Annotated in this window: 19 protein-coding genes; 6 read left to right on the forward strand and 13 right to left on the reverse strand. The window is 63.5% G+C overall.

Annotated elements, in window-relative coordinates; all coding sequences use genetic code 11:
• Positions 1-147 precede the first annotated feature (147 nt).
• Positions 148-1,194, reverse strand: coding sequence for a class I SAM-dependent methyltransferase (locus tag JNA92_RS20565; RefSeq protein WP_241806379.1), 1,047 nt, complete (start codon positions 1,192-1,194; stop codon positions 148-150).
• Positions 1,195-1,412: 218 nt separating this feature from the next.
• Here JNA92_RS20565 and JNA92_RS20570 point away from each other — a divergent pair, with 218 nt between their 5' ends.
• From JNA92_RS20570 to JNA92_RS20580, 3 genes are all read left to right on the forward strand, one after another.
• A complete protein-coding gene (locus JNA92_RS20570; RefSeq protein ID WP_241806380.1) occupies positions 1,413-2,633 on the forward strand; it encodes a putative DNA modification/repair radical SAM protein in 1,221 nt (406 codons plus the stop codon).
• Complete coding sequence (locus JNA92_RS20575; RefSeq protein ID WP_241806381.1) at positions 2,624-3,466, forward strand: TIGR03915 family putative DNA repair protein; 843 nt, start codon at positions 2,624-2,626, stop codon at positions 3,464-3,466. Before JNA92_RS20570 ends, JNA92_RS20575 begins: the two co-directional genes overlap by 10 nt.
• Positions 3,467-3,630: 164 nt before the next feature.
• Complete coding sequence (locus JNA92_RS20580; RefSeq protein WP_241806382.1) at positions 3,631-5,799, forward strand: TonB-dependent siderophore receptor; 2,169 nt, start codon at positions 3,631-3,633, stop codon at positions 5,797-5,799.
• Between the two features lie 72 nt (positions 5,800-5,871).
• Here JNA92_RS20580 and JNA92_RS20585 read toward each other — a convergent pair whose 3' ends face one another.
• The 3 genes from JNA92_RS20585 to JNA92_RS20595 all read right to left on the reverse strand — a co-directional run bounded on the left by JNA92_RS20585 (position 5,872) and on the right by JNA92_RS20595 (position 8,576).
• Complete coding sequence (locus tag JNA92_RS20585; protein ID WP_241806383.1) at positions 5,872-6,843, reverse strand: biotin-dependent carboxyltransferase family protein; 972 nt, start codon at positions 6,841-6,843, stop codon at positions 5,872-5,874.
• Positions 6,840-7,727 carry a 5-oxoprolinase subunit B family protein gene (locus JNA92_RS20590; RefSeq protein ID WP_241806384.1) on the reverse strand — a complete coding sequence of 296 codons (888 nt, stop codon included), beginning with the start codon at positions 7,725-7,727 and terminating at the stop codon, positions 6,840-6,842. The genes JNA92_RS20585 and JNA92_RS20590 overlap by 4 nt, the downstream gene beginning before the upstream one ends.
• A gap of 90 nt (positions 7,728-7,817) precedes the next feature.
• Positions 7,818-8,576, reverse strand: a complete 759-nt coding sequence (locus tag JNA92_RS20595; protein ID WP_241806385.1) for a 5-oxoprolinase subunit PxpA — start codon at positions 8,574-8,576, stop codon at positions 7,818-7,820.
• A gap of 119 nt (positions 8,577-8,695) precedes the next feature.
• Here JNA92_RS20595 and JNA92_RS20600 point away from each other — a divergent pair, with 119 nt between their 5' ends.
• The 3 genes from JNA92_RS20600 (at position 8,696) to JNA92_RS20610 (ending at position 12,465) form a co-directional block, all read left to right on the forward strand.
• The gene (locus JNA92_RS20600) at positions 8,696-9,613 is read left to right on the forward strand and encodes a LysR family transcriptional regulator (protein WP_241806386.1); all 918 of its coding nucleotides are present in this window, start codon (positions 8,696-8,698) and stop codon (positions 9,611-9,613) included.
• A gap of 87 nt (positions 9,614-9,700) precedes the next feature.
• Positions 9,701-11,767: a maltose alpha-D-glucosyltransferase gene (treS, locus tag JNA92_RS20605; RefSeq protein ID WP_241806387.1), complete on the forward strand. Its 2,067-nt coding sequence runs from the start codon at positions 9,701-9,703 to the stop codon at positions 11,765-11,767.
• A gap of 80 nt (positions 11,768-11,847) precedes the next feature.
• Entirely contained in the window at positions 11,848-12,465 is a 618-nt protein-coding gene (locus JNA92_RS20610) for a riboflavin synthase subunit alpha (RefSeq protein WP_241806388.1), read from the forward strand.
• Here JNA92_RS20610 and JNA92_RS20615 read toward each other — a convergent pair whose 3' ends face one another.
• From JNA92_RS20615 to JNA92_RS20655, 9 genes are all read right to left on the reverse strand, one after another.
• Positions 12,466-13,170, reverse strand: coding sequence for an SDR family oxidoreductase (locus tag JNA92_RS20615; RefSeq protein ID WP_241806389.1), 705 nt, complete (start codon positions 13,168-13,170; stop codon positions 12,466-12,468).
• Between the two features lie 106 nt (positions 13,171-13,276).
• Positions 13,277-14,176, reverse strand: coding sequence for a LysR substrate-binding domain-containing protein (locus JNA92_RS20620; protein WP_241806390.1), 900 nt, complete (start codon positions 14,174-14,176; stop codon positions 13,277-13,279).
• Between the two features lie 33 nt (positions 14,177-14,209).
• Positions 14,210-15,712 carry a glycine betaine/L-proline transporter ProP gene (gene proP / locus JNA92_RS20625; protein ID WP_241806391.1) on the reverse strand — a complete coding sequence of 501 codons (1,503 nt, stop codon included), beginning with the start codon at positions 15,710-15,712 and terminating at the stop codon, positions 14,210-14,212.
• 91 nt (positions 15,713-15,803) lie between these two features.
• Complete coding sequence (gene hemB / locus JNA92_RS20630) at positions 15,804-16,778, reverse strand: porphobilinogen synthase (RefSeq protein WP_241806392.1); 975 nt, start codon at positions 16,776-16,778, stop codon at positions 15,804-15,806.
• A 126-nt stretch (positions 16,779-16,904) separates the two neighbouring features.
• Positions 16,905-17,282: a response regulator gene (locus JNA92_RS20635; protein WP_241806393.1), complete on the reverse strand. Its 378-nt coding sequence runs from the start codon at positions 17,280-17,282 to the stop codon at positions 16,905-16,907.
• 44 nt (positions 17,283-17,326) lie between these two features.
• Positions 17,327-18,553 carry a hybrid sensor histidine kinase/response regulator gene (locus JNA92_RS20640; RefSeq protein WP_241806394.1) on the reverse strand — a complete coding sequence of 409 codons (1,227 nt, stop codon included), beginning with the start codon at positions 18,551-18,553 and terminating at the stop codon, positions 17,327-17,329.
• The gene (locus JNA92_RS20645) at positions 18,547-19,122 is read right to left on the reverse strand and encodes a chemotaxis protein CheB (RefSeq protein ID WP_241806395.1); all 576 of its coding nucleotides are present in this window, start codon (positions 19,120-19,122) and stop codon (positions 18,547-18,549) included. Before JNA92_RS20645 ends, JNA92_RS20640 begins: the two co-directional genes overlap by 7 nt.
• Positions 19,119-19,940, reverse strand: a complete 822-nt coding sequence (locus tag JNA92_RS20650; RefSeq protein WP_241806396.1) for a CheR family methyltransferase — start codon at positions 19,938-19,940, stop codon at positions 19,119-19,121. The genes JNA92_RS20645 and JNA92_RS20650 overlap by 4 nt, the downstream gene beginning before the upstream one ends.
• A complete protein-coding gene (locus JNA92_RS20655; RefSeq protein ID WP_241806397.1) occupies positions 19,937-23,404 on the reverse strand; it encodes a response regulator in 3,468 nt (1,155 codons plus the stop codon). The genes JNA92_RS20650 and JNA92_RS20655 overlap by 4 nt, the downstream gene beginning before the upstream one ends.
• Between the last annotated feature and the right edge of the window lie 135 nt (positions 23,405-23,539).

Genomic DNA, 23,539 nt, shown 5'->3' on the forward strand with positions numbered 1-23,539 from the left:
ATCGGCGCTTTGGTGGAAGGGGTGGGGCGATGTCTCCCACAGTCTGTACTGCGTCAACAGTCAGAATCCGGCATTTAGTCCCACCACCCCTTCAAGTCTAACCATACAAGCCGGCTTGCCGGCGATGAGGCCGGCATTGGTGTGCACCTATTTCCTGGCTTCCAGTATCAGGTTGAACGGCGTCTGTGTCGCCCGCCGGAACTCGGTGAACCCCGCCTCTTCGAACACCGCCCGCAAGCGCGCCTCGCCCGCCTGTGCGCCCAGCCCCAAGCCCACCTCCTGGGACAGTGAATTCGGTGTGCAGATGAACGTCGACGCGGCATAGAACAAGCGCCCGACCGGCGTCAGGTTGCCATCGAGCGTATCCTCGGCATAGGGTTCCACCAGCATCACCGTACCGTCGGGCTTCAACGCCTGGTAGGCATGCCGTGCAGCCCCGACCGGGTCGCCCATGTCGTGCAGGCAATCGAAGAAGCACACCAGGTCATGATCGTTGCCCGGGTAATCCTTGGCCGACGCCTGCTGGAAACTCACCTGCGGGGTCAACCCGGCCTCACCGGCGCGTTCGCGGGCCGTGGCGATGGAGGGCGCATGGTAGTCATAGCCGATGAAGGTCGATGCTGGAAACGCCTGGGCCATGACCAGCGTCGAAGCGCCATGCCCACACCCCACATCCGCAACCTTGGCGCCGGCCTGCAGCTTGGCCACCACACCGTCGAGCGCCGGCAGCCAGTCGGCCACCAGGAAGGTGCGATAGCCAGGCCGGAAGAAACGCTCGGTACCGCTGAACATGCAGGGGTGATGGTCGCCCCAGGCCAACCCCCCGTCACCGCGCATCGCAGCCACCAGCTTGTCCTTGTCGTGAAACAGCGCCGCCACCACCGCCGCGCCGCCCGCCATGTAGACCGGTGAATCCTCCTGGGCCAGTGCCATGGCCTGTTCCTCGGGCAGCACGAAACTGCCCTGCTCATGGACCATATAGCCAGCCGCCGCCTGGGCGTTGAGCCATTCACGCACCAGCCGTGGATGGCAGCCGGTCCGTGCCGCCAGCACTTGGGGGGTGACCGGCTGGCTATCGGCCATGGCCCGGTACAACCCCAGTTCGTCGCCGAGTATCACATTGGCCAGGGTCGCCGCAGCGCCCATGTCACCCACCAGCTTGCCCATGAAATCGTGGAGCCTTGCCTCGTCCATGACCTGCCCTCCTCTGCAAGAAGGCCACCGTCAGCGAGGGATGTCCGGTCCGGGGTCGCGGTGGTCGGGTTAGGTGTTGAGGCTCGCCGTGGTGGGAACCGCGGCGGGCTGTTTGTAAGTTTAGATGCCATGCCTGAGCGGCACGACCGTCTGACACCACTTGCATTCCATCAATTCTCAAAATACTGTATGAATATTCAGTATCGCGAGACACCCTCATGCAGCTCATTGCCAAGCTTGGCATCCTTGCCGATGCCGCCAAGTACGATGCGTCCTGTGCCAGCAGCGGCGCGCCCAAACGCAGCTCGCGCGGCAGCAACGGCCTGGGCGCGACCAACGGCATGGGGATCTGCCACAGCTATACACCGGACGGGCGCTGCGTTTCGCTGCTCAAGGTGCTGTTGACCAACTTCTGCCTGTACGACTGCCAATACTGCGTCAATCGCCGCTCCAGCAACGTGCCGCGGGCGCGTTTCACCCCCGAGGAAGTGGTGCGCCTGACCCTGGACTTCTACCGGCGCAACTGCATCAGCGGCCTGTTCCTCAGCTCCGGCATCATTCGTTCGGCCGACTACACCATGGAACAGTTGATCCGCGTGGCGCGCCTGCTGCGTGAGGAACACAACTTCCGGGGTTACATCCACCTCAAGACCATACCTGACGCCGACCCACTGCTGATCGAGGAAGCCGGGCGCCTGGCCGACCGCCTCAGCGTCAATATCGAACTGCCCACCGATGCCAGCCTCAAGCGCCTGGCCCCGGAAAAGCACGCCCATACCATTCGCCAAGCCATGGGCGTCATCCACCAGGGCCAGCAAGCCGTGGCGGGCGAGCCCAAAGCACCGCGCTTCACCCCGGCCGGGCAAAGCACCCAGGTCATCGTCGGCGCCGATGCCACTGACGACAGCACGCTGCTGCGCAACGCCGAGTCGCTGTACCAAGGTTACGGCCTCAAGCGCGTGTATTACTCAGCCTTCAGCCCGATACCCGACAGCCCGGGCAGCGTGCCGCTGGCAGCCCCACCGCTGCTGCGCGAGCACCGCCTGTACCAGGCTGATTTCCTGTTGCGCGGCTATGGCTACAAAGCGGGTGAGTTGCTCGGCCAGGCGGGTAACCTGGCCCTGGACATCGACCCCAAGCTTGCCTGGGCACTGGCCAACCGTGAGGTGTTCCCGCTGGATGTGAACCGTGCCGAGCCGGCGCTGCTGGCACGCATCCCCGGCATTGGCCTGCGCAGTGTTCAGCGGCTGGTGGCGCTGCGCCGTGAACGGCGGGTGCGCTATGACGACCTGATCCAGCTGCGCTGCGTGCTCGACAAGGCCCGGCCATTCATCATCACCAGCGACTACCGCCCAGGCCAGGCCGAGCTGCGCAGCGGCCTGCTGCGCGAGCGCCTGCGTGAGCCACAGGCACCCGTGCAGATGGGGTTGTGGGGGTGATCGCGCTCGATTGTGACGGCTGCTTCAGCACCTGGCGCGCCCAGGCCCGCACGCTGCTCGGGCACGGTATCGACCCGGCGCAAGTGACCTGGTCGCAAGGGCCGATCGATGACCTGCTGGCGGTGCCTGCTGCGCTGCCAGAAGGGCCCGGCCCCTTTCACGCCAAGGTACCGGCGGCGCTGTTGGGCCTCCTGGAACAGGCATCGCGATACCGGGGCGAGCAACGCTGGGCGCTGCTGTACGAAGTGCTCTGGCGCGTGGCCCACGGTGACCGCACGGCAATGCTCGCCGGCGACCGCCTGGGCAGTGAATTGCACCGGCGTATCAAGCAAGTCAGCCGTGAAGCACATCACTTGCATGCGTTCGTGCGTTTCGTGCCCTTGCCGCCAGTGCTTGCCGAGCAACTGCAACTGGACCTGGTGGCCTATCACGAGCCGGCCCATGACATTCTGCACAGTGCCAGCGCGCACTTCGCCGACCGCCTGGGGCGCCAGCGCTGGTTGATCGCCACGCCGGCGGACGGTATTCGCTTCGACGGCCAGGGTTTCAATTATCAGCGGCACTGCCCGGACGCTTGGCGGCAGTGGGCGCGCAATGCCGATGACCCGGGTGCCGAGCTGTGGCGCACCTACTACCGCCACACCTTCAACCCTGCCCGCCTCAACCCGGATGCCTTGCGCCTGCACATGCCGGGGCGTTTCTGGCGGCATTTGCCCGAAGGCATGCTGATCCCGCAACTCGAAGGGCTGGCGCGCCAAGGCAAGCAACGTGATGGCCAGGCTGCGGAAGTGGCCGAGCAGCGGGGCAAGGCGATAAACCGCGCTGAACCCTGATCGCTCTGCACGGCGCCGTCTAGACAGCGCTACAAATGTGAAAAAAAGGTAAAAAATCCTACATCCCAATCTTTCACGGGCGGACAAATCCTGACAAACTTATTGTTAATCGTTCTCATACACGCTTTCAATAACGTTTAACAATGCACAGGAACCCGCCCCTCATGCCGTCGCCACTCGCGCCCACGCGCAATCTCCCTGCCCGCAACCTGCTCGCCATGGCCATCTGCATGGCCATCGTCACACCGGCCCTGGCCGAAGGCGATCAGCCCACCGCGCTGGTACTGGGCGCCACCGAGATCAGCTCCGACAGGCTGGGCAGCACCACGGAGGGTTCGCAGTCCTACACCACAGGTTCCATGTCCACCGCCACCAAGCTGCCATTGAGCCTGCGTGAAACGCCGCAAGCGGTGACCGTGATCACCCGCCAGCGCATGGACGACCAGGCGATGACCAGCATCAACGACGTGGTCAAGGCCACGCCAGGGCTGTTCCTCGACTACTCCGGCGGCCCAGGTCGGCAAAACTACTCGTCACGTGGCTTTGACATCGACAACCTGATGTACGACGGCATTCCGAGCGGTTACAAGCCGTATACCGTGGGCTCCCAGCCTAACCTGGCCATGTTCGACCGCGTCGAGATCGTGCGCGGCGCGACCGGCCTGATCACCGGCTCCGGCAACCCTTCGGCGGCCATCAACCTGGTGCGCAAGCGTCCGCTGGCCGAACAGAAGGTCACCCTGACCGGCGCCGCTGGCAGCTGGGACGACTACCGCGGCGAAGTCGATGCCTCCAGCCCGCTCAACGACAGCGGCACACTGCGCGGCCGCGTGGTGACGTCCTACCGGGGTGCCAACAGCTACATCGACGACGTCGAAGAAGACCACGGCCTGTTCTATGCGATCACCGAGGCGGACCTGTCCGAAGACACCACCCTGACCCTCGGTTTCTCTCACCAGAAAGACCAGACCAACAACTTCTGGGGCGCCATGCCAACCGCCCTGAACGGCCACCACGTGGGTTACTCGCGCTCCTACAACCCAGGCAGTGACTGGGAAAACAAGGACCAGGAGATCAACACCGTATTCGCCGAAGTGCAGCAGCGCCTGGCCAATGACTGGAAGCTGCAGGTCAACGCCAACTATTCCCAACAGGACGGCACCTTCACCGGCTCCTACCAGTCGCGTTGGGCAGGGCTCGACAAGCCACTGTCCCGTACGGCCTACCAGTCCAAGCACCAGGAAAACCAGGCTGGCGTGGACGGCTTCGTCAGCGGCCCGTTCCAGGCGTTTGGCCGCACCCACGAGCTGGTGGTGGGCGCCAGCAAGCGCATCTATGACATGGACACGCGCAACTACAGCCCGTATGACACCAACTGGCCGCTCAATGGTGGCAAGCCGAATTTCGTGCACACCAATAACGTACGCGAAGTCGCTACCCAGGAAGGCGTGTACATGACCACGCGCCTGAGCCTGGCCGACCCGCTGAAGCTGATCCTGGGCGGCCGCCTGGACTGGTACGACTACGACAACAAGGAAAGCTCCAGCGCCGATTACAAGGTCACGCGCAATGTCACCCGCTATGCCGGCCTGATCTACGACCTGGACGATCATCACTCGGTGTATGTCAGCTACAGCGACATCTTCAACCCACAGGATTACAAGGACGCTTCCGGTAGCCCGCTCAAGCCGGTGGACGGTAAGAACTATGAAATCGGCCTCAAGGGCGAGTACTTCGATGGCGCCCTCAATGCCAGCGTGGCGCTGTTCCGTATCGACCAGGAAAACCGTGCCGTTTCGCAGACCGACCTGACTGGCTGCAACGACCCTACCAACTGCTACGTCGCCTCGGGCGAGGTACGCAGCCAAGGTATCGACATGGAGCTGCAGGGTGCGCTGACCCGCAACTGGCAGGTCGGTGCAGGCTACACCTATGCCCGCGTCCACACCCTCAAAGACGCCGCCAACCCGGGCAACGTCAACCAGCGCTTCGACACCGATACCCCGGAGCACCTGTTCAAGCTGACCACCACCTACCGCTTCGAAGGCCCGCTGGAGAAGCTGCGCATCGGTGGCAACATCTCCTGGCAGAGCCGCATCTACAACGACTTCACCGTTGCCGATGGCAGCGAGTACCGTCTGGTCCAGGGTTCGTACGCGGTCACCGACCTGATGGCTGGCTACCAGGTCAACAAGCACCTCGACCTGCAGCTCAACGCCAACAACGTCTTCGACCGCAAGTACTACTCGGCCGTGGCCACCTCGGTCAACTATGCCGGCGACACCTGGGGCGCACCGCGCAACATGATGCTGACCGCCAAGTACAGCTTCTGACCTGAGGCTAGCCCGCCTGTACCGGACGCTTCGCAGCAACCCGCGAAGACGCCGGTACAGGCTGCGCACCAATCAGCTGAACAGCTTGCTCAGATACGCCAGCCTTTTCTTGTAGGACCGCCGCGCCTCAAGCGCCGCTTCCATGCTCACCGGCAAGAACCGCGCCTGCTGGTTCGGCTGCATCTGCCCGATCAGGTCCAGGTCGGCGCTGATCACCGTGCCGATCATGGCGTACCCACCACCCGACACCGCATCGCGGTGCAGAATGATCGGCTCCAGCCCGGCGGGTACTTGTATCGAGCCGATCGGGTAGCAACTGTCGACGATATTGGACGGGTCCGAGCCTGCGCCGAATGGCTGCTCACGCGGCTGGAAACTCAGTGCGTTGCCACCCTTGTAGCGGTAGCCGATACGGTCAGCCTCGGAGCCCACCGTCCAGGCATCGGTGAAAAAGCTTTTCGCCGCAGCATCAGACAGGCGGTGGAAGTACAACCCCGGCACCACGCGCAACACCACTTCGCCACCCAGCGCCTGGCGCAGTGCCATTGGCAAACTGGCACCGGCACGGGCCTTGGCACTGGGCACACCGACCGGCAGTACATCACCTGCCTGCAGCTTGCGACCCTGAAAACCGCCCAGCGCGCCCAGTGCGTAGGTGGACCGGCTGCCCAGCACTTCGGGTACATCAATGCCGCCCGCGACCGCCAGATAGGCACGCGCCCCGGCTGTGGGGAAGGCAAAGCGCAGCACCTGGCCTGCCCTGACTGCAAACGAGGTGTCCGGACGCTGTTCACGGCCATCGAGCAGCACCGGCATCTGTGCGCCACACACCGCCACCAGGGCATCTTGCAGAAACTCCAGCTCCGGCCCCACCAGTGCACATTCGAGGCCGGCAGTGCCCGCCGGGTTGCCGACCAGCTGGTTGGCGGCGCGCAACGCATATTGATCAAGCGCCCCTGACGGCGGGATGCCCAAGTGGTAATAGCCTTCACGGCCCAAGTCCTGCACCGAGGTTGCCAGGCCAGGTTTGAGTACCTTGATCATGCCAGCACCTCCTGCAACGACTTGGGATAGCCGACCGGGTCGGCCAGGAAAGCATCCAGCGAGAACTCAACCGGGCGAATGCGTAGGTCGAAACGGCCGTCCTCGACATCCGCCACCGCCTGGTCATAGGCCTGACGGTCGATGGGTTTGAACTGCACGATGTCCCCCGGGCGGAAGAACACCATGTGCTCCTTCAGATAGTTCAGGCCCTGCTGCGGGTCGTAGATCGGCGCCGGGGTAACGCCGAACATCTGGTAGCCCCCTGCCCCGCGCACCGAATAGATGCAACCGAAACAGCCGCCGTGGCCCAGGGTCAGCTTCGGCGTGTCGGTGCGCGGGCGCAGGTACTTGGGCACCTGCAACTGGCGCTCGCGCTCGACCATCTGGAACATGAACGGCAGGCCTGCGACAAAGCCGACCATCGACACGAACCAAGGCGCACCACTGTGTGCGGCGATGAACGCATCGACATCGGCCAGGCCATTGATACGCGCCGCGTATTCCAGGTCGGTGCTGCCCGGGTCCTGGTGGCGGTCGCGAAAGCGCATGAGGGTTTCATGGGTCCAGGGGTCGTTGTACAGCACTGGGATCTCGATGATCCGGGTGTGCAATGTGCGCTCGGCAACCGCCTCGGCCTCTGCACCGCGCACCGCTGCAAGCAGCACGTCGGGGGCGATGCGGTCGGGGTCGAAGCGGATCTGGAACGAGGCGTTGGCCAGGCAAATGTCCAGCACGCCCTCCAGCGCCAGGCGCTCCACCGCCCGGGTAACGGCCATGCCCTTGAAGAATGCCTCGAGCGACATGCTGTCGCTGACTTCGGCAAACAGGTGCTCGTCGGCACCAAAGCTGTAGCGGATCGGGGTACTGGCAAGCGGCTCGGCCATGTCTGCTCCTTTTTTGGAATCTTTATCGTAAGGCAGGCAAAAACAATGCTGTGCAGCGCACCGGTGTCTGAGCACCGTGTGCTTTGAACCTCAACGGGGCGTGCGCACCTCGATGCCGGCGGCGTCCAGCGCTGCACGGGTGGCTTCGACCAGGTCGAGCGCCCCGGGGGTATCGCTGTGCAGGCAGATCGAGTCGAATTCGATGGCCAGGTCCTGGCCTTCGACCGTGCGTACAACGCCCTCGCGGCAGGCCCGCAGCACGCGCTCGGCGACCGCCTGCGGCTGATAGCCACGCACCGCGCGGGTGAACACGATCGAGCCGCTCTGGTCGTACTCGCGGTCAGCGTAGAACTCACGCACCACCGGCTGGCCCAGAGCCTGGGCAACCCGGCAGATCACCGAGCCAGGCATGCAGTACAGCAACAGTTGCGGCTCGATCACCTGCAGGTTCTGCACCAGCAACCGGGCGGCTTCTTCATCACGGGCCAGGTGCATGTACAGCGCACCATGGGGCTTGATGTGTTGCAGCTTCACGCCCTGCGCCCGGGCGATTTCACGCAGCGCACCCAACTGGTACAGCATGTCGTCGACCAGCTCCTGAGCCGGCGCGTTGATGTGCCGGCGGCCGAACCCGACCAGGTCACGAAAACCCGGGTGAGCGCCCACGGCCACGCCCAGCGCCTTGGCCCGCTCGACGGTGCGCCGCATGGTGCCTGGGTCGCCGGCATGAAAGCCGGTGGCGATGTTGGCCGAACTGATGAAGGCCATTAGCTCGTTGTCGATACCATCGCCGATGGTCCAGGGGCCGAAACCCTCACCCATGTCCGAATTGAAGTCTACTGCCTGCATGCCTACGCTCCCGGTGCTTGTGACGGTGTGAAGGTCACGTTAGATTCTCTACCGCCCCCTTGGGAAGATCTATAAACAGATAGGGTGTCTTCTGAAAAACAGATACCCAGGAGCCTCCCGTGTCACTGACCTTGCGCCAGGTGCGCTACTTCGTCGCCACCGCCGAGATCGGCCAGATCTCCCAGGCCGCCCTCCACCTCAACATTTCCCAATCGGCGGTGACCACCGCGATCAAGGAGCTCGAGGCGATGCTCGGGGTCTTGCTGTTCCAGCGCTCGGCGCAAGGCATGAGCCTGACCGATGCGGGCCGGCATTTTCTCAACCGCGCCTATGTGATCCTGCGCAGTGTCGATGACGCACTCAACAGCCCGCTGCCGGACGTGCGCGCCAGTGGCCTGCTGCGCCTGGCGGCCAGCTACACGGTGATCGGCTATTTCCTGCCGCACCACTTGCAACGCCTGGAACACTGGCACCCGGGCGTAACCCTGCAGGTCCACGAGCAGGAGCGCAGCGCCATCGAGCAAGGGCTGCTGGAAGGCCGCTTCGACATGGCCGTGGTGCTCACCGCCAACCTCACCCACCCCGATATCGTCTCTGAAACCCTGTTCAACTCCGAGCGCCGGCTGTGGCTGCCCAGCCACCATCCACTGTGCGAGCGCTCTACGGTGAGCCTGGCCGACGTTGCCCGTGAGCCGTTCATCCTGCTGACCGTGGACGAAGCCGAGCAGAGCGCCATGCGTTACTGGGAGCTGGCCGGGCAACGGCCCAGCGTGCGGGTGCGCACCAGTTCGGTGGAGGCGGTGCGCAGCATGGTGGCCAATGGCAGCGGTGTGGCTATCCTGTCTGACTTGGTGCACCGGCCCTGGTCGCTCGAAGGCAAGCGCATCGAGACCGTCACCATCAGCGACCCGGTCACGCCCATGAGCGTGGGCCTGGCCTGGCACCGCGAGCGGGCATTCAGCCCGGCGATGCAGGCCTTGCGCGACTACTTCCATGGTGCGTTCCTGGCGCCGCAGCAATTATCGGCGCGGCGCTGAATGGCCAGGGCGTGATACCTCAGCCGAACGTTCCGGCGCCGCCGCCGTCATAACTTGGCCGGTGCCGCCACGCAGAGAGGACGCGAAATGACCCAACCCGACCCGTCATACGTCAAATGGCTCGAAGAGCGCTCCATGCTCAAGGCCTCCCAGGAGCGGGCCCGGCTGTATTCCGGCCAGTCTCGTCTGTGGATGAACCCCTACGCCGAAACGCAGCCACGCCGCGCCACCGACATCGCGTCGGTTTGGCTGACCGTCTACCCCGATGCGATCATCGCCCCTGAAGGCTGCTCGGTGCTTGGCGCGCTGGGCCACGAAGCCTTGTGGAAGCGCCTGTCGGAAATTGGCGTACAGGGCATTCACACCGGCCCCATCAAGCAGTCCGGGGGTGTCAGGGGGCGCGACTTCACCCCCAGCGTGGACGGCAACTTCGACCGTATCAGTTTCGATATCGACCCGCTCTACGGCACCGAGCAGGAGCTGGTGCAGATGAGCCGCATGGCAGCGGCGCACAACGCCGTGACCATCGATGACCTGATCCCCTCGCACACGGGCAAGGGCGCCGATTTCCGCCTGGCCGAGCTGGCCCACGGCGCCTATCCCGGGCTGTACCACATGGTCGAGGTGCGCGAGGAAGACTGGCCGCTGCTGCCAGACGTGCCCCCTGGCCGCGATTCGGTCAACCTGCTGCCTGCGCAGTGCGATGAGCTCAAGGCACACCACTACATCGTCGGCCAACTGCAACGGGTGATCTTCTTCGAGCCCGGCGTGAAGGAGACCGACTGGAGCGCAACACCACCGATCACCGGTGTCGATGGCAAGACGCGGCGCTGGGTCTACCTGCATTACTTCAAGGATGGCCAACCGTCGCTCAATTGGCTGGACCCAAGCTTTGCCGCGCAGCAGATGATCATCGGCGATGCCCTGCATGCGCTGGACTGCCTGGGCGCGCGCGGCCTGCGCCTGGATGCCAACGGTTTTCTCGGGGTCGAGACCTGCGCCAGTGGCACCGCCTGGTCGGAAAGCCACCCGCTGTCGATCGTCGGTAACCAACTGATCGGCGGCATGATCCGCAAGGCCGGCGGGTTCAGCTTCCAGGAGCTTAACCTGACGCTGGACGACATCGCGCAGATGTCCAAGGGCGGCGCCGACCTGTCCTATGACTTCATCACCCGCCCGGCGTACCAGCATGCACTGCTGACCGGCGATACCGAGTTCCTGCGCCTGATGCTCAAGGAAATGCACAGCTTCGGCATCGACCCGGCGTCGTTGATCCACGCCCTGCAGAACCACGACGAGCTCACCGTCGAGCTGGTGCACTTCTGGACCCTGCACGCCCATGACATGTACCTGTACCGGGGCCAGACCCTGCCCGGCAACATCCTGCGCGAACATATCCGCGAGGAAATCTACGAACGCCTCTCGGGCGAACATGCGCCCTACAATTTGCGCTTTGTCACCAACGGCATCTCCTGCACCACCGCCAGCCTGATCACTGCAGCGCTGGGCATCCGTGACCTGGACCAGATTGGCCCAGCTGATATCGAGCTGATCCAGAAGGTGCACCTGTTGCTGGTGATGTACAACGCCATGCAGCCCGGCGTGGTCGCGCTGTCGGGCTGGGACCTGGTCGGCGCCCTGCCGTTGCCGGCCGAAGCGGTGGCACAGAGGATGGCCGATGGCGATACCCGCTGGATACACCGTGGCGGCTACGACCTGGCCGGGCTCGATGAAGAGGCGCAAACGTCGGTGCGTGGCATGCCGCGCGCACGCGCACTGTACGGCAGCCTCGACCAGCAGTTGGAAAGCAGCGATTCGTTTGCCAGCAAGGTCAAGAAACTGCTCGCCGTGCGCCAGGCCTATGGTATTGCCAGCAGCCGCCAGGTACTGGTGCCCGAGGTGAGCAGCCCGGGGTTGCTGGTGATGGTGCACGAACTGCCGGCCGGGCGTGGCATCCAGATCAGCGCGCTGAATTTCGGCCACGAGGTGATTGCCGAAGAGCTGCTATTGACCGGCTTCACGCCCGGGACTGTGGTGGACATGATCAATGAGACGGTCGAGGGCGACCTGACCGAGGATGGGCGGTTGATGATCAACCTGGACCCGTACGAAGCCTTGTGCCTGAGAATAGTGAACAGCAGCGGGCATCTGTGAGACCCTAGTGGACTGCGCGGGCCAACGTGTGAACGTGCCCGCCCAGTCAGCTTGCCTCTACAGCGCCAAGGAGCACCTCCATGTACACCGGCATCGTCCAGGCCGTCCGCCCCCTGCTTGCGGTGACCACCTACCCGGGCCACAACCAGTTCACCATCGACCTCACCCCCGAACTGCTCGAGGACCTGAAGATCGGCGCCAGCGTCAGTGTCGAGGGCACCTGCCTGTCGGTCACCGAAATTGACGGCACCCAGGTGAAGTTCGACGCCATGACTGCCACCCTCGAGCGCACCAACCTGCGCTGCTTCAAGGCAGGCCAGGGCGTGAACATCGAGCGCTCGGCAAAAATGAACGCTGAAGTCGGCGGCCACCTGATGGCCGGCCATGTCGCTACCACCGCCGAGATCGTCGAGCTGTCGATCGAGGAAACCGGCGCCTTCATCACCTTCCGCATGCCGCCGCAGTGGGCCAAATACGTGTTCCCACGCGGGTTTCTCGGCGTCAACGGCTGCAGCCTGACCGTCGCCGACGTGGACGACACCTTGGTCACCATCAACCTGATTCCGGAAACCCTGCGCCAGACCACCTTCGCCCACTACAAGGCCGGTGAACTGATCAACATCGAGGTGGACCACCAGACCATGGTCCTGGTCGATGTGGTGGAGCGCACACTCAAAGCCACCCTGGCCCGCGCCTGATCAGATGCTGCGGGTAATGCCGCCATCGACCCTGATGTTCTGCCCGGTGATGTACGCCGCGCCATCGCTGGCCAGGAAGGCCACGGTGGCGGCGATTTCCTCGCTGCTGCCATAGCGCTTGAGCGGCACGCTGTCACGGCGCTGCTCAGTGGCCGGCAGGCTGTCGATCCAGCCCGGCAGTACGTTGTTGATGCGGATGTTGTCCGCAGCATAGGTGTCGGCGAAGATTTTGCTGAACGCCGCCAGGCCCGCACGGAACACTGCCGAGGTGGGGAACAGGTCACTTGGCTCGAAGGCCCAGGCGGTGGAAATGTTGATCACCACCCCGCCCTGCTGGCGCTGCATGATTGGCGTGACCAGCCGCGTTGGGCGGATGACATTGAGCAGGTAGGTCTCCATGCCCTGGTGCCAGTCTTCGTCGCTGATTTCAAGGATCGGCGCACGCGGGCCGTGGCCGGCACTGTTGACCAGCACATCGATACGGCCCCATTCGGCGAGTACGGCATCGACCAGGCGCTGGATGTCGCCGTTGCACTGGTTGCTGCCGGTCACGCCAATCCCACCCAGCGTCTCGGCCAGTGCCTGGCCTTTGCCAGAGGACGACAGGATACCGACCTTGAAGCCGTCGGCGGCCAGGCGCCTGGCTGCTGCGGCGCCCATACCGCTGCCGCCGGCGATCACGATTGCTACTTTTTGGTTGGACATGAAGCCTCCGGGTCAACCCTGCGATGTGCATGCGAGAGGGGCCCAGACTAGCACCCGGCCTGCACAGCCAGAGAGCCAGCAACGCTTCGTTCAGACGATAGATTTTCTACTGTGTTAGCGCCCTCGCCTGCGCTAACAGCCAGGCCCGCACCATTGCCAGCGCCTGGGGTTGGTGGGCATTGCGCGGCCACACCAGGTAAAACGCCTGCCGCAACGCCAGCACCTGGTCGAAGGCAAGGGCCAGGCGCCCGGCGTGCAGGTCGCTGTGCACGAAAAACTCGCTGGCCAGCGCCAGGCCCTGCCCTGCAACCGCGGCATCGATGGCGAGTGAGGTCTGATTGAACCGCATATGCTTGGCCCCGGGCGGTAACGGCCGGTGGAATACCTCGGTGATGAAGTCCGGCCAGACGTTGTGGGCATCGTGCAGCAACGGGTAACGCTGCAACTGCTCCAGATCCACGGGCTTACCCAGTTGCGCGAGCAGCGCCGGGCTGGCGACGGCCACCACGCGTTGCGCGAGCAACGGCTCGGTGTGCAGGCCCGGGCCGAACGGTGGCACACCGTAACGCACGGCGATATCCACGCCCTCTGGGCGGAACTGAGAAAGCCGGTCGGTGGCCAGCACCTGCAGGTCGATGTCCGGGTGCGCCTGCGCGAACGACGACAATCTGGGGATCAGCCATTTCGCCGCGAAGGTCGGTGTAACGCTCACCGTCAGGTGCGATGCATCCGGGCGCAGCGCCTGGGTGGCGCTGCCGATCAGGGCAAAGGCGCTGCGGATATCGACACTGTAGCGCTGGCCGGCGCCTGTCAGGCTCAGGCCCCTGGGCAAGCGCTCGAACAGCTTGATCCCCAGGTTCGCTTCAAGTCCGCGTATCTGCTGCGCCACGGCAGCCTGGGTTACCCCGAGTTCGTCTGCGGCCAGGCGAAAGTTGAGGTGGCGCGCCACAACCTCGAAAACACGTAGGCCATTTAGCGGCGGCAGCGCGCAGAACCCTTCGGCCATACACTTTATCTACTGAGTGAACAGGCCTGTAGCTTAATCGATACGCGGGTGTTGCTGTACCAGCAACTTGCGTTTGGCCTCAAGCTCGGCAATCTGCTCATCGATGTCTTCGATCTTGTGCTCGATATTGTCGTGGTGCTCCTGCAGCAGCTCTCGCGCCTCATCGATATCCGACGCCGCCGGGGCAGCGCCACGCAGTGGCTTGTTGGCGGTTTCTTTCATGGTCAGGCCGGTGATCAGGCCAATGGTGGCAATCACCATCAGGTAGTACGCCGGCATGTACAGGTCGCCGGTGGTCTCTACCAGCCAGGCCGCCAGGGTCGGGGTCAGGCCGGCGATCAGCACCGAAATGTTGAAGGCACTGGCCAGGGCGCTGTAGCGAATGTGGGTGGGGAACATCGCCGGCAGGGTCGAAGCCATCACGCCGATGAAGAAGTTGAGCAACACGGCGATGATCAGCAAGCCGGCGAAGATCACCCCGAGCACACCACTGTTGATGAGCATGAAGGCCGGGATGGCCAGGGCCAACAGGCCGACACTGCCGACGATGATGAATGGGCGGCGGCCCCACTTGTCGCTGAGCAGGCCGATGACCGGCTGCACGAACAGCATGCCGACCATGATCGCGATGATGATCAGTACACCGTGGTCTTCGCTGTAGTGCAGGTTGTGCGACAGGTAGCTGGGCATGTAGGTGAGCAGCATGTAGTAGGTCACGTTGGTGGCGATCACCACGCCAATGCACGTCACCAGGCTGCGCCAGTGCTTTGTGGCAACTTCCTTGAACGACACCTTGGGCCCCGAAGCCAGGCCCTCGCGGTCGCCCTGCTCAAGTTTATCGACATGCTGCTGGAACGCCGGGGTCTCCTCCAGCGCATGGCGCAGGTAGAGGCCGATGATGCCCAACGGCAAGGCAAGGAAGAACGGCAGGCGCCAGCCCCATTCGAGAAACTTTTCCTCGCCCAGGTAGGTGGAGATCAGCACCACGACCCCGGCGCCGAGGACAAAGCCGGCGATCGAGCCAAAATCCAGCCAGCTGCCGAGGAAGCCGCGCTTGCGGTCGGGTGCGTATTCGGCGACGAAGATCGAGGCGCCGGTGTATTCACCACCCACCGAGAAGCCTTGGGCCATTTTTGCCAGCAACAGCAAGATCGGCGCCCAGATGCCGATGGTGTCATAGGACGGTATCAGGCCGATGGCGAAGGTGCTGAGCGACATGATCACGATGGTCGCGGCAAGAATTTTCTGCCGGCCGAACTTGTCGCCCAGGGCACCGAAGAACAGCCCGCCCAGCGGGCGGATCAGGAACGGAACCGAGAAGGTGGCCAAAGCCGCGATCATCTGCACGCTGGGGTCGGCGTTGGGGAAGAACACCTTGCCCAGGGCATAGGCGACGAAGCCGTAAACGCCGAAGTCGAACCACTCCATGGCGTTGCCCAGCGCAGCGGCAGTGATCGCCTTGCGCATTTTCGCGTCGTCGACGATGGTGATGTCTTTCAAACCGATCGGCTTGACAGCTTTTTTGCGTGATTTCATCCATGTGTCCCTGTTACTGAGGCTCTTTGGCATCAGATACACCGGGACACAAAATAATTCCACGCTCAGCGATTTCTCGCGTGCAGTGGCCTCAGATGCCTTCGCGGGCCAGGTCCATGGCGAAATAGGTCAGGATCAGGTCAGCACCGGCACGCTTGATCGCACCGATACTCTCACGCACCACTCGCCCCTCGTCGATGGCACCGGCCTGGCCGCCGAACTTGATCATCGCGTACTCACCACTGACCTGGTAAGCCGCCAGCGGCAGGCGCGATGCGGCGCGAATGTCGGCGATCACGTCCAGGTAGGCCCCGGCCGGTTTGACCATCAGTACATCGGCACCTTCCTGCTCGTCGAGCAGCGACTCGCGCACCGCTTCGCGGCGGTTCATCGGGTTCATCTGGTAGCTCTTGCGGTCGCCCTTGAGCGCTGTGCCGCCCGCTTCACGGAATGGACCATAGAGCGACGAGGCGAACTTGGTGGAATAGGCCATGATCGCGGTGTCGTGGAAGCCCGCGGCATCCAGTGCACCACGGATCGCCTGGACCTGCCCGTCCATCGCCGCCGACGGCGCGATGAAGTCGGCCCCAGCCGCTGCAGCCACCACGGCCTGCCTGCCCAGGTTGGCCAGGGTGGCGTCGTTGTCCACGCCATGGTCGTGCAGCACGCCGCAATGGCCGTGGCTGGTGTACTCACAGAAGCAGGTGTCGGACATCACCACCATTTCCGGCACGCTGTCCTTGCAGATGCGGGCCATGCGCGCCACCAGGCCGTTCTCGTTCCAGGTATCGCTACCGGTGGCATCGAGGTTGTGCGAAACGCCGAAGGTCATCACCGACTTGATGCCGGCGCGGGCGTAGCGTTCGATTTCCTGGGCCAGCCGTTTTTCAGGAATACGGTTGACCCCCGGCATGCTGGTGATCGGCACGAAGTCGTCGATGCCCTCCTCGACGAAGATCGGCAGGATCAGGTCTTCGAGGCGGAATTCCGTCTCCTGAAAGAGCGTGCGCAGCGACTCGTTCTGGCGCAGGCGGCGGGGGCGGACGGAAGGGAAATGGTTGGCCATGACAGCTCCAGGGAATATGGACGGCGTACACCATATGCCTGTTGAGCTTCAGTGAAAAGGCTCAATGGCGAGATTGTGCCTTGCATCAGAGGCAATAACCGGGGCGACCAGCCCCGGCATAGCGGCTCAGCGCAACAGGTCCTGGATCTGCTGGTGCAAGGTATCCAGGTCAAACGGTTTGGCCAGGATCGGCGCCTTGCGGGCGATGGGGCTGCCCGACTCGAGAATCTCCGCCGGGTAGCCACTGATGAAGATTACCTTGAGGTCCGGTCGCAGCTTCACCGCAGGCTCGGCGATCTCGACCCCGGAAATGCCGCCAGGCAAGCGAAAGTCGGTGACCATCAGGTCCAGGTGCGGCTTGCTCGCCAGGATGGCGAACGCCTGTTCACCGTCCTCGGCTACCAATACGTGGTAGCCCTCACCTGCCAGGTAGTCACGCAGGATCATCCGGATTGCCGGTTCATCCTCGACCACCAACACCACATCTTGTGCATCTTCACTCATGACAACAACGCCTTGAAATTACAGTTGGCCATCTGACCCCAGGCTCAGGCAGAGGTTGCCCGCTCCTGATCGTTTTGTTCGGTCTGCCGCGTCAGCGGCAATTGCAGGGTGAACGTGGCGCCCTTGCCTTCCTCGCTCTGCACCTGGATCTGCCCGCCATGGGCGCTGACGATCTGCTCCGAGATATACAGCCCCAACCCCAGCCCGGCACTGGCCTGCTGAGTGGCAACGCGCTCGAACTGCTGGAAAATCCGTTGCTGGTTCACGCCACTGATGCCGATGCCGTGATCCTGCACCTGCACCCAGGCCATGCCCGCCTGCTCGAATACCCGCACCTCGACCGGCTGGCGTTCGCCATAACGCAACGCATTGGACAACAGGTTGGCCAGTACTTGTTCAATCCGGAATTCATCCCACTCACCCTGCAGGCCATCGCAGCGCTGCAGATCGATGTGCGTGCCCAGCGCGGTGGCCTGGGCGGTGAAGTTTTCCACCAGGCCACGCACCAGCTGGCCCAGGTCGAACAACTTGGGCCGTAGCGACAGCTTGCCGGTGCGGATGCGCGACACATCGAGCATGTCTTCGATCAGGCGGATCAGGCTATTGATCTGCCGTTCGTCGCGCTCGACCATGGCTTGCAGCTTGTCAGGGCTGAACGCCTCGAGGCTGCCGCGGGCCAAGTGCATCTTGCGCAGCTGGGTCTCGAGGATAAGGCCGTTGAGCGGTGTACGCACCTCGTGGGCCACGATCGACATGAAGTCGTCGCGCATGCGCACGGCATGCTCCAGCTCACTGCGCGCCACCTGCAACTGCGTGAGCAGCAGCTCCTGCTCCTGGCGGCTGCGCTCAAGCGCCTGCAACTGGCTGTCGAGCCCCTTGCGCTGGCGATAAAGATCGACGAATACCGTGACCTTGTTTTTCACCGCCAGGGTATCGAGCGGCTTATAGAGGAAGTCTACCGCGCCGCTTTCGTAGCCCTTGAAGGCGTAGTTCATCTCGCGCCCGGCAGCGGTGACGAAGACGATCGGGATATTGCGGGTCTTTTCCGTGCCGCGCATCAGTTCGGCCAGTTCAAAGCCATTCATGCCCGGCATCTGCACGTCGAGAATGGCCAGGGCGAATTCGTGCTCCAGCAACAACGACAATGCGGCTTCCGCAGATTGGGCCTTGTGCACCTCGCGGTCTTGGCCCTGAATCAGGGCGTCGAGGGCCAGGAGGTTTTCCGGCAGATCATCGACGATCAGCAGTTTGGCGGTGATGTGGCTTAGCATGCACTGGATTCCAGGTTGGCGAGCAATTGCCCGATACCGCTCAAAGAAAGAATCAGGTCGGGCTGGTGGAGCGCCAAAGCGGCCTCCGGCATCAGCGCTACCTGGGCGTCGCGGGGGTCCTGGACCACAGTCCGGCCGCCGCTGTTCTTGATGTAGGCAAGGCCTTTGGCGCCGTCCTCGTTGGCGCCTGTGAGCAATACACCCAGCAGGCCCGCGCCATAGGCATCGGCTGCCGAGATGAACAGGAAGTCGATGGCCGGGCGCGAGAAATGCACCGGCTCCTCCTGGCTCAGCGACAGGCTCAGATCCTGCTCGACCGACAGGTGATAACCGGGCGGCGCCACGTAGATCTGGCCAGGGGCGATGGCCTCTTTGTCCCGCGCCTCGTGCACCGGCCTGTGCAGGCGCCGCTGCAGCACGTCGGCGAGATGGCTGTGACGGCCATCGGGCAGGTGCAGCACGCACAGCACCGGCGTCGCGAATGCCGGCGGCAAGCCGCCGAGCACCTGAAACAGTGCCTGCACGCCGCCCGCCGAAGCCCCGATCACCACCGCGCTTATGCCCTTCATGATTTGCGGTAGATCCGTTCGGGCTTGACCAGCGGCTCGAAACGGTCGCTATAAGCGGAAAAATCCACCGATTCCTTGCTGCCCAGCACCAGAAAGCCACGGTGGCACAAGGACTCATGGAACAGCCCCAGGGCGCGGTCCTGCAGCTCTTTGTTGAAGTAGATCAGCACGTTGCGGCACGACACCAGCTGGGTTTCGGAGAACACGCTGTCGGTGGCCAGGCTGTGGTCGGCGAAGGTCACGTTGTCGCGCAGGCTGCTGTCCATGATGGCGTTGCCATAGGCGCTGGTGTAGTACTCGGCAAAGTCGCGCCGCCCGCCGGCCAGGCGGTAGTTTTCTTCATACTCGCGCATGCTCTGCATCGAGTAGATGCCCTGCTTGGCCCTGTCCAGGGAGCGCGGGTTGATATCGGTGGCATACAGGATGGTGCGCTCCAGCAGGCCTTCCTCGCGCAAAAGGATGGCCATCGAATACACCTCTTCGCCGGTGCTGCAGCCCGCGATCCAGATCTTGATCGACGGCCAGGTGCGCAACAGCGGCACCACCTCGTTGCGCAGGGCAAGAAAGTGGCTCGGGTCGCGGAACATCTCGCTGACCGGGATCGTCAGGAACTGCAGCAACTGCATGAACATGCCCGGGTCGTGCAGCACCCGTTCCTGCAGGGACGACACCGTAGCGCAATCGAACTGGCGCAGGGCATGGAGTATCCGGCGCTTGATCGACGCGCCGGAGTAGTTGCGAAAATCGTAGCTGTACTTGAGGTAGATCGCCTCGATCAGCAGCCTGATCTCGATGTCGGTGTTGCGCTCGCTAATCAAATTCGCTCCAGTTGCGGCAACCACACACGGATCAACGAGAACAGGCGGTCCAGGTCGATCGGTTTGGCCAGGTAATCATTGGCGCCGGCCTGCAGGCAGCGCTGCTGGTCATCCTTCATCGCCTTGGCGGTCACGGCGATGATCGGCAACTTGCGCCAGCGCGGCTGCTGGCGGATCAGGCGGGTAGCCTCGAAGCCATCCATTTCCGGCATCATCACATCCATCAGCACCAGGTCGATGTCATCATGCTGCTCCAGCCGCTCGATGGCCTCACGCCCGTTGCGGCCGATCTCGACGATGGCGCCCTTGTGCTCCAGGGCACTGGTGAGGGCGAAGATATTACGCACATCGTCGTCCACCAGCAGCACCTTGCGCCCTTCGAAGACCTTGTCACGGCTGCGCGCGGTCTTGAGCATGCGCTGGCGCTCATGGGACAGCTGCGATTCGACTTTGTGCAGGAACAACGTCACCTCGTCGAGCAGACGCTCTGGCGAGCGTGCGCCCTTGATGATGATCGAACGCGAATACTTGAGCAGTTCGGCCTCTTCCTCACGGGTGAGGTTGCGCCCGGTATAGACGATCACCGGTGGGAATGACCGGATATCTTCTGCAGTCATGCGCTTGAGCAGCTCGTTGCCGAGCATGTCGGGCAGCTTGAGGTCGATGATCATACAGTCGTAGATGTTCTCGCGCAGCAACGCCAGGGCGTCCTGTGCCAGGGCGACGGCGGTGATCTCGACATCGTCGTCGCCGATCAGGCGGGCGATGCTCTCGCGCTGCAGGTCGTCATCCTCCACCAGCAGGATGTGCTTGAGCTTCTGCGTGAGCTTGGCTTCCAGGCGCGCGAACACTTCCTTGAGCTCTTCGCGGCTGGTCGGCTTGACCGCGTAGCCCACCGCCCCCATGTGCATGGCCGCCTCGACGCGGTCTTCCACGGAGATGATGTGCACCGGGATATGGCGGGTGCCAGCCAACTCTTTGAGGCGCTGCAACACGGTGAGGCCGGAGTGGTCGGGCAGGCGCATGTCCAGCAGGATCGCATCGGGAATGTACTGGGCGGCCAGTGCGAAGCCCTCGTCGGCGGCCTGGGCCACCAGGCAGCTGTAGCCCAGTTCGTGCGCCAGGTCGAAGAGGATACGGGCGAAGTTCGGCTCGTCCTCGATCACCAGGATGCAGCGGTTGCCGAACGGGGCGTGCTCGCGGTCATCGGCGAAGGTCGGTGCGGGCAGTTTCGGCAACGCTGCCGTGGCGACCTGGGGCGCCGGCGGCAAGGTGTCGACTGCCGGTCGCAGGCTGTGGGCCTCGATTTCCTCGGCCTCGGCTTCGTAGCGTTCGGGCATCGTCAGGCTGAACACACTGCCCTGGCCAGGGCTGCTGTCGACGCTGATCTGCCCACCGAGCAAATGCGCCAGGTCGCGGGAGATCGACAGGCCCAGCCCGGTGCCGCCATAGCGGCGGTTGCTGCTGCCATCCACCTGGTGGAAGGCGCCGAAGATCGCCTGCTGCTGGTCGGGGGCGATACCGATGCCCGAGTCGCGCACGGCAAACACGATGCCCGCGCCTGCCTGGTGGCTGATGGTCAGGCTGACCTGACCGTGGTCGGTGAATTTGATGGCATTGGACAGCAGGTTCTTGAGAATCTGCTCCAGGCGCTGGCGGTCGGTGAACAGTGTCGCCGGTACAGGGGGCTCGACCTTGACCTGGAAAGCCAGGCCCTTGTGCTCGGCCAGCGGCAGGAACATGCCGCGCAGGCCTTCGACCAGGCGCTCCAGCTGAGTGGTCTCGGGGCGCACTTCAAGCTTGCCTGCCTCGACTTTGGCGATGTCGAGAATGTCGTTGATCAGGTTGAGCAGGTCATTGCCGGCCGAATAGATGGACTCGGCGAACTTGACCTGCTCTGCGCTGAGGTTGCCCTCGCCGTTCTCCGCCAGCAGCTTGGCCAGGATCAGCGAGCTGTTGAGCGGCGTGCGCAGCTCGTGGGACATGTTGGCGAGGAACTCGGACTTGTACTTGCTCGAGCGCTGCAGGTCGTCGGCGCGGGCCTGCAGTTCTTGCTGGGCCTGAAGCAGCTCGTCGTTCTTGCGATCCAGGGCATCGGTGCGCTCGGACAGTTGCTCGTTGGTCTGCTCGAGCTCGGCCTGCTGGGTCTCAAGGTGAGCCTGGGACTCCTTGAGCACGCGGGACTGCTCTTCCAGCTCCTCGTTCGCAGTCTTGAGTTCTTCCTGCTGCACCTGCAGCTCTTCGTTGAGCTGCTGAGTCTCGGCCAGCACTTCCTGGAGGCGCTGGCGGTAGCGGGCGCTTTCGATGGACATGCCGAGGTTGCCAGCCACACGCTCCATCAGCTCGTCGTCACGCTCCTGCAACGGCCGCAGGAAGCCCAGCTCGATCACGCCGTTGATCTGGCCATCGTCGATGGCCGGCATCAGCAAGGCACTGCGCGGCAAGCCGCTACCCAGGCCGGAGCTGAGACGGTAGTAGTCTTCGGGCAGGTCATCCAGGCGCAGCAGGCGGCCTTCGCGTACCGCCTGCGACAGCAGGCCATCGTGGGCCGCCAGCACCTGTTCGCGGCCCTGCTCCTCAGCGTCCAGGCCATAGCTGGCCACGCGCACCAGGCGGCCGTGGCCGTCACGCACGTACAGCGCGCCGACCACGCTACCCAGGTAGCTGGCGAAGAAGCGCAGGATGTTTTCGCCAAGCATCGGCAGGGTCAGCTGCCCCAGCACCTGTTCGGCCAGCTGGGTCTGACCGTTGCGCAACCAGGCCTGCTGTTCCAGGCGCTCGGCCGAGTGCTGCTGGGCCTTGAGGTTGTCATCGTAGCTGGTAGACAGCGCCATCAGGTCGCGGCGCCCCAGGTAGGCCAGCAAGGCGCTCAGGCCAACGATCAACAGCACGAACGCCGAGATGGCGGTCAACGTGACGTTGCTGACCTTCTCGTTGCGGGCCATGCGCAGCTGCTGCTCAGTGTCGACCAGGTCATCGAATTCCTTGCGGATCTCGTCGGTGATGCGTTTACCGCGGCCGTTGACGACCGACTGGCGATAATCTCCGCCATCGCGGCGCTGGGCGATCATCTCGCCACCGAAGTCATTCCAGGCGTCCTGCAGGGCGATCAGGCGGTCGATGCGGTCGACCTGCTGAGGGTTGTCCTCGACCATGCCGCGCAGGCTGGTGAGGCTGCCCTTGATCTTGGGTTTGGCAACCTCGTAGGGGTCCAGGAAGCGCTCGTCACCGGTGATGAGAAACCCGCGCATGCCGGTTTCCATGTCGATCGACAACTTGATCGCTTCATTGGCATTGCCGATCACCCGATCGGTATGCTCGACCCACTGCATGGCCGACAACAGGTAGTTGATGACCGCAACGAAAGCTACGGCACCGAGCAGGCCCACCCCAAGGGGCAGGCCGATGTTGCGGCTCAACAGCTTGCGGAAGCTTTGCTGGTCCATCGAGGCTGCTTGAATCATTTGAAGACGCCCGAGCGAAAAAGTCCATTGAACGGTGTGGCGGATAAAGCCTGTTCTTAGTATGCCGCCGCGCTCACCGGTTTATAGCGAGTCTAACCAGCTTTGCTGGCCGTGGCAGGGCATTTAGCCAGTATT

Source organism: Pseudomonas putida (assembly GCF_022627325.1).
Lineage (GTDB): Bacteria > Pseudomonadota > Gammaproteobacteria > Pseudomonadales > Pseudomonadaceae > Aquipseudomonas > Aquipseudomonas putida_X.

What these genes read in the sequence shown, in the direction of transcription:
- JNA92_RS20565 (WP_241806379.1), bottom strand. Translation starts at nt 1,194, where the DNA reads ATGGACGAGGCAAGGCTCCACGATTTCATGGGCAAGCTGGTGGGTGAC.
- JNA92_RS20570 (WP_241806380.1), top strand. Translation starts at nt 1,413, where the DNA reads ATGCAGCTCATTGCCAAGCTTGGCATCCTTGCCGATGCCGCCAAGTAC.
- JNA92_RS20580 (WP_241806382.1), top strand. Translation starts at nt 3,631, where the DNA reads ATGCCGTCGCCACTCGCGCCCACGCGCAATCTCCCTGCCCGCAACCTG.
- JNA92_RS20585 (WP_241806383.1), bottom strand. Translation starts at nt 6,843, where the DNA reads ATGATCAAGGTACTCAAACCTGGCCTGGCAACCTCGGTGCAGGACTTG.
- JNA92_RS20590 (WP_241806384.1), bottom strand. Translation starts at nt 7,727, where the DNA reads ATGGCCGAGCCGCTTGCCAGTACCCCGATCCGCTACAGCTTTGGTGCC.
- JNA92_RS20595 (WP_241806385.1), bottom strand. Translation starts at nt 8,576, where the DNA reads ATGCAGGCAGTAGACTTCAATTCGGACATGGGTGAGGGTTTCGGCCCC.
- treS (WP_241806387.1), top strand. Translation starts at nt 9,701, where the DNA reads ATGACCCAACCCGACCCGTCATACGTCAAATGGCTCGAAGAGCGCTCC.
- JNA92_RS20610 (WP_241806388.1), top strand. Translation starts at nt 11,848, where the DNA reads ATGTACACCGGCATCGTCCAGGCCGTCCGCCCCCTGCTTGCGGTGACC.
- JNA92_RS20615 (WP_241806389.1), bottom strand. Translation starts at nt 13,170, where the DNA reads ATGTCCAACCAAAAAGTAGCAATCGTGATCGCCGGCGGCAGCGGTATG.
- JNA92_RS20620 (WP_241806390.1), bottom strand. Translation starts at nt 14,176, where the DNA reads ATGGCCGAAGGGTTCTGCGCGCTGCCGCCGCTAAATGGCCTACGTGTT.
- proP (WP_241806391.1), bottom strand. Translation starts at nt 15,712, where the DNA reads ATGAAATCACGCAAAAAAGCTGTCAAGCCGATCGGTTTGAAAGACATC.
- hemB (WP_241806392.1), bottom strand. Translation starts at nt 16,778, where the DNA reads ATGGCCAACCATTTCCCTTCCGTCCGCCCCCGCCGCCTGCGCCAGAAC.
- JNA92_RS20635 (WP_241806393.1), bottom strand. Translation starts at nt 17,282, where the DNA reads ATGAGTGAAGATGCACAAGATGTGGTGTTGGTGGTCGAGGATGAACCG.
- JNA92_RS20640 (WP_241806394.1), bottom strand. Translation starts at nt 18,553, where the DNA reads ATGCTAAGCCACATCACCGCCAAACTGCTGATCGTCGATGATCTGCCG.
- JNA92_RS20645 (WP_241806395.1), bottom strand. Translation starts at nt 19,122, where the DNA reads ATGAAGGGCATAAGCGCGGTGGTGATCGGGGCTTCGGCGGGCGGCGTG.
- JNA92_RS20655 (WP_241806397.1), bottom strand. Translation starts at nt 23,404, where the DNA reads ATGATTCAAGCAGCCTCGATGGACCAGCAAAGCTTCCGCAAGCTGTTG.